This is a genomic window from Aliarcobacter lanthieri (genome assembly GCF_013201625.1).
GTDB classification, from domain to species: Bacteria; Campylobacterota; Campylobacteria; order Campylobacterales; family Arcobacteraceae; genus Aliarcobacter; species Aliarcobacter lanthieri.
Genome location: NZ_CP053839.1, coordinates 1,916,373 through 1,931,833, shown reverse-complemented (window position 1 = coordinate 1,931,833; position 15,461 = coordinate 1,916,373). Strand labels below are relative to the sequence as shown.

The following is a 15,461-nucleotide window of genomic DNA, read 5'->3' as shown; positions in this document are numbered from 1 at the left end:
AAATATGGCAGAATTATCAGCACTTGAACAACTTAAAGCTTCAAGAAATCCATTAAGAGTAGTTGAAGATTTATATAAAGAAGCATTAGAAGGAATTCCTTTAAGTGATGAATATATAGGTCTTTTAAAATGGTATGGTATGTATCCACATATAAATAAAGATGGGATTGAAGATAAAAAATATTTTATGAAAAGAATAAAACTTGTTGATGCAAGAATGAACTTAGAGCAATTAAGAGTTATGAGTGAAATTGGAATAAAATATGCGCAAGGTTTAGTAGATTTTACAACAAGACAAAATGTTCAGTTTCACTTTATCCAAATAAAAGATATTCCAGCTATTTTTGATTTATTAAGTAGTGTTGGATTAACTTCAAGAATGGCATCAGGAGATGGACCAAGACCTATTATGACCTGTCCTGTAAGTGGAAAAGATGAAGGTGAAATATATGATGTAACACAACTTCTAAAAGATGTAGATAGTTACTTTGATAAAAATGATGATAGATTTTGTAATTTTCCAAGAAAATATAAAATAGGAATTAGTGGATGTAAATGTCACTGTGCTGCACATGAAATTCAAGATGTTGCTTTTACCGCTTTTAAAAATAAAGAAAATGAAGTTTTATTTGATTTAACTATTGGTGGTGGTTTATCAAAATCTAAACAAATAGCTACAAGAGCTTTAAGATATGTAAAACCAGAACAAGTTTTAGATGTAGCAGTTACTTGTGCAGAAATTTTTAGAGATAATGGAAATAGAAGTAATAGAAATAAAGCAAGAGTAAGACATCTTTTAAATGATTGGGGAATTGAAAAATTTGTAGATACAATAGAAAAAGCTATTGGATATAAGTTACAAGTTGGAGAACAAGAACCATTTATTGCTTCATATGAAAATAGAAATCATTTTGGAATAAATAAACAAAAACAAACAGGTCTTTCTTATGTTGGATTTGCAACAAATTCTGGAAGAGTTGCAGGAGAAGATTTTGTTAAGTTTTATGAAATATGTAAAAAATATGAAGTTGGTGGTATTGCATTAACTGGAACACAAAACTTTTTAGTATATGATGTAAGAGATGAGGTAACACAAGATTTAGCAGATGAATTTGAAGCTCTAGGATATCCATATAAGCCTACACCATTTAGAGCAAGATTACAGTCATGTACTGGAAAAGAATTCTGTAAGTTTGGAATAACAGAAACAAAAGAATATGCAAAAAAAGTTTTAGTTGAACTTGAAAATAGATTTCCAGATTTTAAAGAAGATTTAACTATTGCATTCTCAGGATGCGGTAATACTTGTTCTCATCCACAAATTGCTGATATTGGATTCGTTGGTGGTATGATGAGATTTGATGGAGAAAGAGTTGAAGGATATGATGTACTTTTAGGTGGAAATTTAGAAGGAACAAGTAAAAGTAGAATTGCTAAAAAGATTGGTGTAAAAGTTCCAGCAACTGGAGTTGTTGATTATATTGAGAATCTTTTAAATGATTATAAAACAGATAATTTAGGACAAACAAGGTTCAAAGATTATTTAGCTGTTTTAGAACCAGTTGGTGGTATTAGTAATGATGATGAATAGTTGAGATTTACTCAACTATGAGCTTCAAAATAGTAAAAGGAAATTTTATTTACTGTTATCTAAGAAATTTTAATCGAAATTTTAAGAAAATCTATCTTGAAACTCACAGTTCAATAAATAAAGAGCAAAGCTCTTTATTTACTATCTTCTAGTTTTTTCAATATTTTATTTGTATTTCTAATACTTACAAGCATTGTTGCAAAAAGTAATATAAATGCTAAAACTATACTTATTGTAACGGCTGGACTTGATGATATTTGTAACAAGCTTCTATTTGGTTTTTGCTCTTTTTTAGCTTCCGTTTTTACAACCTTTTCTTCTACTTTATCAAAACCATTTGGTGGTGGAATTCCTATCTTTTCTTCTTGATGGTCTGCACCTCCTCCATCTAAAACTATTTTATATGGAATTTTTGGTATATCAACTATTATTTCATCATCAGTTAATCTTTGTTGAAAAAGTATATCACCAGAATGTAAAGCTTCAAGTTTAACTAATGCTCCTGCTGCACTTTCTCCTGTATTAAATTCTCCTGCTATAGTTATTGTTCCATCTTTATTATCATCAACATATAAAACTAAAGAGTGTGCAAAAACATATAGAGGAGTTAGCAAAAGTATTGCTATTTTAAATATATTATTCATCTGTTTTTCCTTTGTTTAAAATTTTAGCTAGAATAAAATCTTCTCTTCTTTTTGGTAGTTTTTTTGCTATAAATATAAGTAATATTCCAAATAAAGCTAAAGCAATATCAACACCTAAAATATTTGATATAAGAACTTGAAATTTTATAAAGTGTAAAAGTGAAGCAAATACAAATAAAATCCCACCTATAAATAAAAACTCTTTACTAGCTTGATAAGAGTTTATTCTATAAAATGACCAAAATAGTGTAAATAACCAAACATTATAAAATATTCCTTGTTGCCATAAAACTCTATCTTCTAAACCAAATGGTAAAATCCATTGTAATACAAATAGTATAGCAGTTGCAGGAATAACTCCTACCATTGTTGCTAAAGATAATTTACCCATCCAATGATAAAAAGTTATTTTACCTTCAACTTTTTTTGCTTTTTTCTCAAGCCATAACATAACACCAAAACCAATAGCAACTCCGCAAAGTCCCATTAAAATAGCTATAATAGTTCTTGAAAAAATATCAATACCAAATAAGAAATGTAAGAAAAATAATCCTTCTGCTATAAATACTGGAACCGTATTATCTAAAACCTTTTTATTTTCAAGTAACTCTCCTGTATGAGCATTTAGTGCTACATAAGGGATATTGAAAATTCCACCATTTAAAAATGGTTTGTAAGGGTTATACCCTGAAAATTCAACACGTGCAGTTATATCATTCCAATTTGAAAGTTTTATTTGTTTAAATGTTAACTGTGGATTTATCTCTTGAGCTTTTAATAAAAGTTCATTTAAAGGTAACATTGAAGCTGAAATATTCTCTTTTTTTACAGCTTTATTTGTAGGGAAAAGTGTACTTCCTACTAGCTCATCTATAGCTTTTGCTTCACCTTTTGTTAGCATTTTTGCCATTGGAGGTGCTGATATTAATCCAACATTCATAACACCTCCACTTATTGTAATAAGTAAAAATGGTAAGAAAGCCCAAGTAAAAATTTTTACATGTAATGTTGAAAATAATCCCTGTTGATTTTTTGTTTTATAATTAAATTTAAAATAATAAATCAAAAGTAGTCCCGTTATTACCAATGCCAAAGTTCCAACTGCTGTAAATCCAAATGCTAATCTTCCTAAAAGCTTTAAAGGTTGTCCGTAATGAAGTTCATTTAAAAAAGATGCTAGATTTGTGATTTCTTTACCTTCATCTTCTAAAATCTCTTTTGTAAATGGGTCAAAAACAACAGGTTTTACAAATCTATTTGTTACATTAACTGCTGTTTCTCCAATACGACCAGGAAGATTTATAAGGATATTATCTTTTGGGAAATCTGGATTTTTTAAAGCTTCTTCTACCATATAGTTGTAGTCAATTTTTGTAATATCAACTTTTTCTATATATCGTGAAGGTTTTTCCCAAGCTTGAATTTGTGGTAAGAATATAGCAAATACTCCAAAATATACTGCAAGGTACATAATAATCGAAAATGTAATCCCAGCAGCTATATGAAGTGCAAAAAGCCTTTGTTTAAATAATTTTGATTTTTCCATAAACTTTTCCTAATATAAAATATAAAGTGATATAGCAAAAATCAAAGTAGGAATTACAGCTTTTAATAATGCTTCAAGTTTTGTATAAGACAATGCTATCCAAGTAGCAGAACAGGCCCATGCTAATGTATTGAACATAATTGAAATTATTCCTGATTGTTTAACTTCCATAGGTATTATAAATGCAAGTAAAGTCATACCTAAATAAGCAACAAATAGACCGCCAAAAATGGCGGCCAATGTTCTAAATAATCCTATTTTTTTCCCTGAAACTTCAGGTGTAGCTAAATATTCATAAGTTTTTTTTAACATATTCTATTCTCTTAGAATTTATAAGAAACAGAAGCTAAGAAAGTTCTAGGAGCCCCTACATATACTCTAGTTCCAGCAGCATTGCTTGTAAATGCGCCATCTACATACTCTTTATCTGTAAAGTTTTGTACACTTAAGTTTGCTCTCCAATTACCTTTTTTATATCCAATAGTTGCATTATAAATAATTTCAGAATCAAATTTTATAGTATTTGCGTCATCTGCATATTTACTACCTAAGTATTTAGCTCCACCACCTATGTAAAAATCTGGTAGATTTATAGAAGTTAGTTTATAAGTTGTAAATAAATTTGCAGTATGATTTGGAATATTTCTTAACTCTTTATTATTTGCATCTTTATTTTTTGTATCAGTATACCCATAAGATGCTACTATAGACCAATTTTCTGTAATTTCTCCACTAACATCAAGTTCTAATCCTTGACTTTCTTGTTTTCCACTTGAAATAGACCAACCTCCAATAGCTGGTGCATTTGGATCAGGAAGTGCAATATTCTCTTTTTCTATTTTAAAGATAGAAGCTGATAAATCAAATCTATCATCAAATAGTTTTTGTTTTACACCTAGCTCATATCCTTTTCCAGTTTCTGGATCTAAAATCTTGTTATTTACATCTGTTGCACTATTTGGTTCAAATGACTCAGAGTAATTAGCAAATAGTGTTGTTTCTGGAGTTACATGATAAACTAAACCAAATGATGGAGATGTTGCATCACTTTTTTGACCATTTTGTGGTTTTGATTCACTATATCTTACTCCAGCATTGAATATTAAATCATCAGTTAAATATATACTATCTTGTAAAAATATTCCATAAGATTCTACATATGTTCTATTCCCTGACATATTTCTAGCATTTGGATGATCTTTTAAATTTGTAAGATGTTCATAATTTGGATTTCTTAAATCAATATTAAACATTTTTGTTGGTTCAAAAAACATGATAGTTTTTGAATAAGATTTATTATAATCTGTTCCAACACTTATATGATTTTTTTTACCAAATAAGTCAAATTCTTTATTTAAAGTATATTGTAACGCATGTTCAGAAGATTCTTGTTTTTGGTAAGCATATACTCTTGATACTGTATTTGTTGCTTCATTAAATCTTTGTGGCATATGAACATCTCCATTAACACCTTTATAATCAATAAATCTATATCTAAAATTTGAATTCCAAGTATCAAAAGTACTATCTAAATCTAATCCAATAACTTTTTGTGTTTTTTCAAATTCTTCATCTGGATGAGATATTGTATTTTTTATAGGAGCTACAAGTTTTCCCTTACTATTTACATAAGTTCCAAAATCTGAAGGTTCGGTTTGATCTGTATATTCAGCTACTAAAGTTACAGTATTATTATCATTTATATCATAAGCTAAACTTGGAGCTATAAATATTTTATTTGTATCAGTATTAGAATTTGTCCATCCCTCATCATATTTTAGAACAGAAGTTAATCTAAAATATAAAGATTTGTCATTATTTAAACTTCCTCCAATATCAAGTTTTGGGCTATATGATGGATTATCACTAGCTTCAAATTCTATATTTGCAAAATTATCTTTTACAGGTTTTTTCTTTACTAAATTTACTAATCCTCCTGGACTTGATTGTCCATATTGTAAAGAATCAGGACCTTTTAATACTTCAACTGCTTCAAGCCCGAAAACTTCAGGACGAGATATTTTATTTGTAAATTTTATTCCATCAAATAAAATAGGAACTCCTGAAAATCCTCTCATTGAAATTAAATTAGTTCTTCCATGATTACTTCCTGTATAAACTGTATTTGAAGACATAGTTATGATATCATCAATATTTTGAAGAGCTGCATCTTCAATAAAAATTTGATTAAAAGTTTGAACAGATTTTGACATATCTTCTTTTGGTATACCAGTTCTATTTATTTTTGTTTTTTCATTGCTTTGATAATTATAACTTTGAGTTCCACCTACTGTTATAGTATCTAATTTTGTAGTTTCATCTGCAGTTAAAGATACTCCCATAGCTAAAATAGTAGCAACTGAAAGTGCTAATTTTATTTTCATCTTCTTTTCCTTCTTTATAATTTAAGCTTGGAATAATATAAAAATAAATAGTTGTTATCAATATTTAAAAATCATAAAAGGGAAAAATTAAACTAAAAAAAGGAAAAATAAAATATATGTAGTTTTTTGTATTATTAATATAACTAATAATGATAAATATGTAATAAATAAACCACTGTAATCGTGGTTTATTTATTACTTTAAAATTTATAATTTAAAGATAAAGTATAATTTCTTTCATCTCCATAACCACCTTCACTTGGAAAATATTTATACTCTTTATCAAAAATATTATTAGCATTTAAAATTACATCAAAGCCTTTATTAACTTCATATTTTGCCATAGCATTTACTACTGCATAAGCTTTTTGAGATATTGTTCCAGAACGATATTCTGCATTCCTATAAATCTCACTTTGCCAATTAATACCACCACCAAGAGTTAGCTTATTGTATTTATAATTAGTAAATATTTTAAATGTTTGTTTTGGTACATAAGCAGCATCTAATCTTTTACCATCTTTATCTTTTGGACTTGTGTAAGAATATCCACCAGAAATATTCCAGTTTGGTAAAATTTCTCCACCAATAGTTAAATCCCAACCTTTGATTTTAGCACCATTAACAGTCTTATAAGCATCATCACCTTCTGGAGTAAATTCTAAAGGATCAGTTTTAACAGCTAAGTTATCTTGTTTTGTTATAAAATAAGCAATGCTTGAATTTAGTTTTCCATCAAAGAATTCTGATTTTAATCCAAATTCAACAGTATTTCCTTCCTCTGGATCAAGATAATTTCCACTAGAATCTTTTCTTACTGAAGTTGGATTAAATATAGATGTATAACTAGCATATGTTGTAAAATTCTGATTTATATCATATACTAAACCTGTATATGGAATGAATTCTCCAGTATGTTTTTGTGTTTTTTCAGTTGATTTTCCATTTTTATCTACTTTTCCTTTGTTATTTACTCTTTCAAAATTAGTTACTCTAGCTCCAATTATAAAATGTAAAGGGTCAGATAATTCAATATTTAAAGCAGCAAAAGCTCCTATTTCTTTTTCATCAACTTTATTTCTCCCATTTTCTTTAACTATAGGTTTTTCTACTTTTCCATTCCAACCTTGATATGGAACAGTTATATTAGCATTTCCAGTTGATGGAAAGTTTACAGTAAGACTAGGGTCATCAGATTTTAAACTATATCCATTTATTCCAAAAGATAATTTATGTTCTCTATTAAAGGCTTTAATATTACCAGATGCATATAAATCTATTGAATTAACATCAGGAGTATTTTTACTTGCCATAGCCATTCCTTCTATTTTACCTGTAGTTGGATTTAATACAGTTCTTGATAATCCTATAAGTCTTTCTACATCAGTTTTTGAATATGAATAATTTGCAACAGCTTTCCAATCATTATTAAAATAGTGTTCTAATCCTAAAGAAAAATTTGTTTTTTCTGAATCCATATATGCCCAATCTGCAGCTGGATTATCTTTTCTACCAAATATATTTTGATCTTGTTTTAGAGTTTTAGAAGTATCTTTAAATTCTTGTCTAAAATGATGAACAGAAACATCATTAGCTTTTACTTTTTGATAAGCAATAGAAGTTGTTAAAAGTGTATTATCTGATAAATCAAAATCTAAAGCACCATAAACTAAACTATTTTTTGAGTGATATCTATCTTGTTGATTATCTCCATCTGCATAACTTGCTACAAGTTTTCCTCTTATACTTTTATCTTCATTTAATCCACCAGAAATATCTAATTGTCCTTTATATGTATCCCAACTTCCATAAGATATTTTTGCATTTCCTTGAAAATCTTTTGTAGGTTTTTTTCTAACATAATTTATACTAGCACTTGGATTTCCACTTCCATTTGTAAGTCCAGTTGAACCTCTTGTAACTTCAACTCTTTCATATAAAGCAGAACTTTCTAATCCCATTAATTCTGCCATACCAGAAGCTCTTGATGTTGTAGGTACACCATCTAATTGAATATTTGAAATCCTCATCCCTCTAGCATAATACCATGCGAATCCAGATGTTTTTTGTCCCATTTGAGTTACACTTACTCCTGGAGTTTGAAGTAAAATATCATTTATATCTTGAAGATTTTGATCTTCAATTTGTTGTTGAGTAATAACTGATATTGATTGAGGAGTTTCTTTTAAAGATAAATCAAGTTTTGTAGATGAACTTGTTTCTTTTATTGTATATGAATTTTTTGGATTTGTTTGTGCTTCTTTAACTGTTATTGCATCAAGCTTTGTAGTTTCATTTGCATTTAAATATACTCCCATAGCTAAAATAGTAGCAACTGAAAGTGCTATTTTTATTTTCATCTTCTTTTCCTTCTTTTTAATTTAAGCTTGGAATAGTATAAAAATAAATAGTTGTTATCAATATTTTTAAATCATAAAGAGGAAAAAATGAACTAGAAAAAGAAAAAACAAATAATAAATAGCTGTTTTAACCTAATAATTTAAGAATATAAATATTTAAATTATATTCTACCGCCAAAATGGCGGTTAATATTTTAAATCACAGAAGTAATTACTATATGATTTATATATTCTAGAATTTATATGAAACAGAAGCTAAAAAAGTTCTAGGAGTTCCTGCATATACTCTAGTACCTCTTGCATCACTTATAAGTGCTCCATCTACATACTCTTTATCTGTTAAGTTTTGTACACTCAAACTTGCTCTCCAATTACCTTTTTTATATCCAATAGTTGCATTATAAATAACTGCAGAATCAAGTTCTATAGTATTTGCTTCATTTGCATATTTACTTCCTATATATTTTGCACCACCACCTACATAAAAATCTGGTAGATTTAAAGATGTTAGTCGATATGTTGTAAATAAATTTGCAGTATGATTAGGAATGTTTACCAAATCATTATTATTAACGTTTTTATTTTTTGTATTTGTATAACCATAAGAAGCAACAAGTGACCAATTATCTGTAATTTCTCCACTTAAATCAATTTCAAATCCTTGGCTTTCTTGTTGACCACTTGCTTTATAATAAAAGATAGGACTTCCCATAACGATATCCAAAGTAGCAACATTTTCTTTCTCTATTTTAAAAATTGAACTAGTTAAATCAAATTTATCATCAAATATTTTTTGTTTAATCCCTATTTCATATCCTTTTCCTTTTTCTGGGTCTAAAACTTTACCATTTCTATCTATACTTGTAGTTGGAGTAAATGATTGAGAATAGTTTGTAAAAAGAGTTGTTTGTGGTGATATATTATAAACTAATCCAAATGATGGAGTTGTTGCATCACTTTTTTGACTATTTTGAGGTTTTACTTCATCATATCTAATTCCTGCACTAAAAATTAAATTATCAGTTAAATTAATACTATTTTGAATAAATATACCATAACTTTCTACACTATTTTTTGGTACTGACATATTTACTGCATTTGGATGGTCTTTTAAATTTGTAAGATGTTCATAATTTGGATTTGAAAAATTTATAGGATAAAATGTAGTCATATCTGCAAACATAATTTGTTCTGAGTAAGCTTTGTTATAATCAGCTCCAATAGTAAATCTATTTTTTAAACCAAAGATATCAACTTCTTTATTTAAAGTGTATTGAGAAGCATGTTCTTGGTATTTTTGGTTTTGTATAGCAAAAAACCTTAATAAATTACCTGTTGCTTCTTGATACATAAAAGGAAATGCAACATTTCCATTTTCTCCAATATAATCAATATATCTATATCTAAAATTAGAGCTCCAAGTATCAAAAATACTATCTAAATCAAAACCAGCAATTTTTTGTGTTTTTTCAAACTTTTCATCAGGATGTGAACTCATATTTTTTATAGGAGCTACTAATTTTCCTTTACTATTTACATAAGTTCCAAAATTTGAAGGAGTTTTTTCATTTGTATATTCTGCTAAAATAGTAGCTGTATGATTATCATTTATATTATAAGCTAAACTTGGAGCTATAAATATTTTATTTGTATCAGTATTAGAATTTGTCCATCCCTCATCATATTTTAAAACTGATGTTAATCTAAAATATAAAGATTTATCATCATTTAAACTTCCTCCTAAATCAAGTTTTGGACTATAAGATGGATTATCTGTTGCTTCAAATTCTATTGAAGCTAAAGAGTTTTTAGTAGGTTTTTTCTTTACTAAATTTACTAACCCTCCTGGACTTGATTGTCCATATTGTAAAGAATCAGGACCTTTTAAAACTTCAACTGCTTCAAGACCAAAAACTTCTGGATGTGCTAGTTTATTTGTAAATCTTATACCATCGAGTAAAATAGGAACTCCTGAAAATCCTCTAATTGATATATCATTTGTTCGTCCATGATTATCACCTGTATAAACTGTATTTGATGACATAGTTATAATATTCTCTATATTTTGAAGAGCTGCATCTTCAATAAAATTTTTATTGAAAGTTTGAATAGATTTTGCGGTTTCTATTTTAGATATTTGAGTTCTATTTAACTCTGTTTTATTATCACTTTGATAATTATAATTTGAAGTTTCACCTACAGTTATAGTATCTAACTTTGTAGTTTCATTCGCATGTAAATATATTCCTGTAGCTAAAATTGTAGCAACTGAAAATGCTAATTTTATTTTCATTATTTCTTCTCCCTTGGTTTATTTAAGTGGAGGAATAATATAAAAAATAAATAGTTGTTATCAATATTTGAAAATCATAAAGAGGAAGAATTGAACTGTAAAAAGGAAAAATTAAGAAATATTTAGTTGTTTCTTATACTCACTAGGAGAAATTTTGAAGTTATCAAAAAATAATTTAGAAAAATGACCAGTATGCTTATATCCTATTTTTAAAACGACTTCATTTATATTAAAATCATCTTTTAAAAGATCTTTTGCTACTTCTAGCCTTCTTTTTTGTAACATTTCTAATATTGTTATTCCAAAATATTCTTTAAAATATTTTTTTAAATAGCATTCATTTATTGCAGATTTATAAGCAATATCTTTGATTGATAAATTTTTATCATAATCTTTCATTATAATATCTTTAGCTCTTTCTAAATTAGAGATTATATTTTTATTGTGTTTGATATTTGAAGGGTTCAATTTTTTTGCAATTCTTTCAATAGTATAGTGTAATAAACTCATACCTCTTGATTCTAAATATATATTTTTTAATAGATTTTTTTCAAAATAACTATTATTAAATTTATTTAAAATCTCTATTTGTTCTAAATCAATATTACCATTATATATGTGATGTCTAGTGTTTTTATAAGCCTCTTTCATATAATCTTTAATATTTTTTATAGGAGATGCAAGTTCTAAAAAAAGTTCTTCCTTTATAGCAATCATTATAGAAATATAATTCTTACCTTTTTTTAGATGATTTTCTGCATGAAATTCATCTGAAATAAGATCTAAAAAAAAGCTTTTATTTTTTAATTTAAGGGTTTCATTATTTGGAAAAGAATAGTTTAGCTCTTCTCCTAGATTAAAAATAAAAGTTGCTCCTGCTACACCACCACTTTGTTCAATTAGTATAATATCTTTATTAGGCGTGAAATTTCTTATTAAAATACCTATACCATTTCCCATATCATACCAAAAGTAATTACCATCTCCTAAATTTTTATTTATAGTTCTAACATGAATTACTCTTTCAAAAGGATTTAATATCTCTTTTTGAAAGTCTAACCAAGTATAAAGATCTACTTTTGGAATAATACTCATAAAATATCCTATGAAAAGTTTAAAATTTTATTCTCAAAACTTAAATTTATAGTTTCTCCAATATTTGGGCTATCGTAGAAACTATTGATTAATAAATTTTGTCCATTTACATCTACTATTATTTCATTAAAGTTTCCATAAAAAGTATTTTCTTTTACAATTCCTTTAATATTACCATCCTTACAAATTTTTATATTTTCAGGACGGATATAAGAATTTTCACTTACTTTTGTAATCTTTCCTAAAAATTTTGCGCAGTATAAATCTACAGGGTTATTATAAACTTCTTTTGATGTTCCTACTTGTAAAATATCTCCACCAAGCATGATAGCTATTCTATCAGATAAGAAAAAAGCATCTTCTTTATCGTGAGTTATAAATAGAGCAGTTATATTAAAAGATTTTATCATCTCTTTTAATTCAACTCTTAAAATATTTCTTAATTCTGTATCAATATTACTTAATGGTTCATCTAAAAGTAATATTTTAGGCTTATTTATAATTGCACGAGCTAGTGCGACACGTTGTTGTTGCCCTCCACTTAACTCATGTGGATATTTATTTTCATGACCTTTTAGTTTTGTTTTTGTTAATACATCTTCAAGTTCATTTTTTGATGCATTACTTCCAAAAAGAATATTAGAAGAAACATCAATATGTGGAAGTAAAGCATAGTTTTGAAAAACTATTGCAACTCCTCTATCTCTTGGTTCTAAATCAATATGTTTTGAAAAAACTTCTTTATCATCTATAAAAATTTCTCCAGAATCAGGTTTCTCAAGTCCAGATAACATTCTTAAAAAAGTAGTTTTACCACTTCCACTTGTACCTAATATTGTAAAAATTTCTCCTTCGTTAAATGATAAATCAATATTATTAGCTACACAAACATTACCTTTACAAAATGATTTTTTTAAATTTTTAATTTCTACAATTTTTTTCATTTTCTTCTTCTTACAAATTTTGAATTTAATAGTAAAACTGCAACAGCAGTTGTTAAAACAAGGATTAATGAAGGAAATCCAGTTTTATAAAGCATTTCATTTGTTGCTAATTCATAGATTCTGATAGCTAAAGTATCAAAGTTAAAAGGTCGTAAAATAAGTGTTGCTGGAAGTTCTTTCGCTATATCTATGTAAAGAATTAAAAATCCACTTATCAAATAAGGTTTTAAAAGTGGTAAATAAATCTTAAAAATAGATTGTGCTTCATTTTTACAAAATATTTTACTTGTATCATCTATACTACTATCTATTTTGCTAAAGCCATTTTCAACTGAGCCAATACTTGATGCAAAATATCTAGTGGTATAAGCAAAAATTAAAATGATAAATGATCCACTAAAAAAGAATATTCCTAAGCTTTTATCTATAAAATTTGCAATAATGATTAATCCAACAGCAACAACTGCACCAGGAATAGAATATCCTAATATTGATAATTTATGAGTAACACTTGATATTTTAGAAGGAAACTTTCTTATAAAATATACTATAAAGAATGCTAAAGTTACTATAAATAAACTCGAAATAATATTTAAATTTAAAGTATTAAATAGTAGATTAAATGCTTCATAATCTAAAGTATGTATATCTAAAAAAGTCCAATAAATTAAAATAGAAGTAGGAATAAATAAAGTGAAAGAGCTAATAATAAAAGATATAAGAAATGCTAAAAAGTTATATTTCCCTTTTAAAATTATTTTATTTGCTTTTTTTGCACTATGAGTTGAACTTGTAAATCTAAATTTTTTTCTAATATTATATTCTACTAATAAAATAGAAAATATAAAAACAAGAAGTACAATAGCAACATTGATAGCGCCACTTAAATCTCCATATCCAAACCAACTTTTAAAAATACCTACGCTAAAAGTCTCAATTCCAAAATATAAAACTGTTCCATAATCACTTAAAGTTTCCATAATAGCTAATATTGTTCCTGCAAAAATAGCTGGATAAGCTAGTGGTAAATATACTTTGAAAAAAGCTTTTATAGGATTGATTTTTTGTAAAGATATTAGTTCTATAACTGTTGATGATATGGATGCAAAAGAAACTCTAGCTAGGATATAAACATATGGAAACATAGCTATTGTAAATACAAATATAGCACCACTCATATTTAAAACATCAAGTTTTACAGATGTATTTCCTAATATTTGTGATAAAAGTCCTCTAAACTCAAAAAAACCAACATATGTATATCCAAAAATATAGGCAGGATAAGCTAAAGGAAGAACAAAACAAATAGCAAAAAATTTACTTCCAAAATATGTAAATCTTGCACTTAAATAAGATGTTATTGTACCTATGATGATTACGAAGATAGCTGTTCCAATTATGAGATGAGTAGTATTTAAAGTGTATTCAATTAAGAAATCACTTTGTAAAAATTCTTTGTTAAACGAACCACTAAATATAAAATATGCAATTAAAATTAGTATTGGTAATGCTATACATAGCCCCAGAATTGGAGCTATATAGGATTTTAAATTTTTTATTTCCATTTTCCTTTTGTTGCCACTTCAACTGCTTTTTTTGTGTATTTTCCAACTTCATTTAAAGGGATTGTATCTTCTTTAAATTCTCCCCAAGAAGCAACTATTCCAGCAGGTTTAACCTTTGGGTTTACTGGATATTCATAATTTCCTTGAGCTAATTCTCCTTGAGCATCAACACTTGTTAAAAATTCAATTAGTTTTATAGCATTTTCTTTATTTGGAGCAAATTTTGTAACTGATGCACCAGAAATATTAATATGAGTTCCTGTTGTATTTTGTGCAGGGAAAAATACTTTTACTTCTTTTGCTATCTCTTCATCAACTTTATCACCACTATTTGCCATAACTCCTAAATAGTAAGAGTTTACAATAGCAATATCAGCTTCTCCAGAAGCTACTGCTCTAATTTGATCTTTATCTGCACCTTTTGGATTTCTAGCAAAATTATTTACTAATCCTTTTGCAAATTCTAAAGCTTTATCTTCTCCATAATGGGCAATAATAGAAGCTAACATTGATTTGTTATAAGGGTGAGTTGAAGTTCTAGTTATAACTTTACCTTTAAATTGTGGTTTAGTAAGAGAAAAATAATCATCTAAATCTTTTGGATCTACAGTTTTTGGATTATAAACGAAAAGTCTAGCTCTTTTTGTAAGTGAAAACCATTTTCCATCTTCATCTCTTAAGTGACTTGGAATATTTTCTTCTAAAGTTTTTGATTCAACTTTTTGAAGTAGATCTCTTTTTTTTGCATCATATAAATTTCCAATATCAGCAGTTATTAAAATATCAGCAGGTGAATTAGCACCTTCAATAGCTAGTCTTGAAACTAACTCTTCAGCTTTTGCTGTTACTAAATTTACTTTAATTCCAGTTTTTTCTTCAAAATGTTTAAATAAAGCTTTATCAGAATCATAATGTCTTTGTGAATATACATTTACTTCATTATTTGCAAATAAAAAATTTGTAAGTAGAAGCGAACTTAAGGCTAATTTCTTAATCATATTATACTCCTTTTGATTTAATCTAATTTAAGTTAAGACAA

Annotated in this window: 11 protein-coding genes; 1 reads left to right on the top strand and 10 read right to left on the bottom strand. The window is 27.0% G+C overall.

Annotated elements, in window-relative coordinates:
* Positions 1-4 precede the first annotated feature (4 nt).
* Positions 5-1,591, top strand: coding sequence for a nitrite/sulfite reductase (locus ALANTH_RS09740; protein ID WP_026808313.1), 1,587 nt, complete (start codon positions 5-7; stop codon positions 1,589-1,591).
* 134 nt (positions 1,592-1,725) lie between these two features.
* Here ALANTH_RS09740 and ALANTH_RS09735 read toward each other — a convergent pair whose 3' ends face one another.
* The 10 genes from ALANTH_RS09735 to ALANTH_RS09690 form a co-directional block, all read right to left on the bottom strand.
* Complete coding sequence (locus ALANTH_RS09735; RefSeq protein ID WP_026808314.1) at positions 1,726-2,235, bottom strand: hypothetical protein; 510 nt, start codon at positions 2,233-2,235, stop codon at positions 1,726-1,728.
* Positions 2,228-3,781 (bottom strand): PepSY-associated TM helix domain-containing protein, encoded by a 1,554-nt coding sequence (locus ALANTH_RS09730; protein WP_026808315.1) that lies wholly within the window; start codon positions 3,779-3,781, stop codon positions 2,228-2,230. The genes ALANTH_RS09735 and ALANTH_RS09730 overlap by 8 nt, the downstream gene beginning before the upstream one ends.
* A gap of 9 nt (positions 3,782-3,790) precedes the next feature.
* On the bottom strand, positions 3,791-4,093 hold the full coding sequence (locus ALANTH_RS09725) for a hypothetical protein (protein WP_026804078.1): 303 nt from the start codon (positions 4,091-4,093) through the stop codon (positions 3,791-3,793).
* Positions 4,094-4,104: 11 nt separating this feature from the next.
* The gene (locus tag ALANTH_RS09720) at positions 4,105-6,165 is read right to left on the bottom strand and encodes a TonB-dependent siderophore receptor (RefSeq protein ID WP_029888407.1); all 2,061 of its coding nucleotides are present in this window, start codon (positions 6,163-6,165) and stop codon (positions 4,105-4,107) included.
* A 200-nt stretch (positions 6,166-6,365) separates the two neighbouring features.
* Positions 6,366-8,525 (bottom strand): TonB-dependent siderophore receptor, encoded by a 2,160-nt coding sequence (locus ALANTH_RS09715; RefSeq protein WP_051583711.1) that lies wholly within the window; start codon positions 8,523-8,525, stop codon positions 6,366-6,368.
* A 232-nt stretch (positions 8,526-8,757) separates the two neighbouring features.
* A complete protein-coding gene (locus ALANTH_RS09710; RefSeq protein ID WP_029888405.1) occupies positions 8,758-10,818 on the bottom strand; it encodes a TonB-dependent siderophore receptor in 2,061 nt (686 codons plus the stop codon).
* Between the two features lie 111 nt (positions 10,819-10,929).
* Positions 10,930-11,913, bottom strand: a complete 984-nt coding sequence (locus tag ALANTH_RS09705; RefSeq protein ID WP_026804081.1) for a helix-turn-helix domain-containing protein — start codon at positions 11,911-11,913, stop codon at positions 10,930-10,932.
* 8 nt (positions 11,914-11,921) lie between these two features.
* Positions 11,922-12,857, bottom strand: coding sequence for an ABC transporter ATP-binding protein (locus tag ALANTH_RS09700; protein WP_026808318.1), 936 nt, complete (start codon positions 12,855-12,857; stop codon positions 11,922-11,924).
* Positions 12,854-14,422 carry an ABC transporter permease gene (locus ALANTH_RS09695; RefSeq protein WP_026808319.1) on the bottom strand — a complete coding sequence of 523 codons (1,569 nt, stop codon included), beginning with the start codon at positions 14,420-14,422 and terminating at the stop codon, positions 12,854-12,856. Before ALANTH_RS09695 ends, ALANTH_RS09700 begins: the two co-directional genes overlap by 4 nt.
* Positions 14,413-15,420, bottom strand: a complete 1,008-nt coding sequence (locus ALANTH_RS09690) for a Fe(3+) ABC transporter substrate-binding protein (RefSeq protein WP_026804084.1) — start codon at positions 15,418-15,420, stop codon at positions 14,413-14,415. Before ALANTH_RS09690 ends, ALANTH_RS09695 begins: the two co-directional genes overlap by 10 nt.
* Between the last annotated feature and the right edge of the window lie 41 nt (positions 15,421-15,461).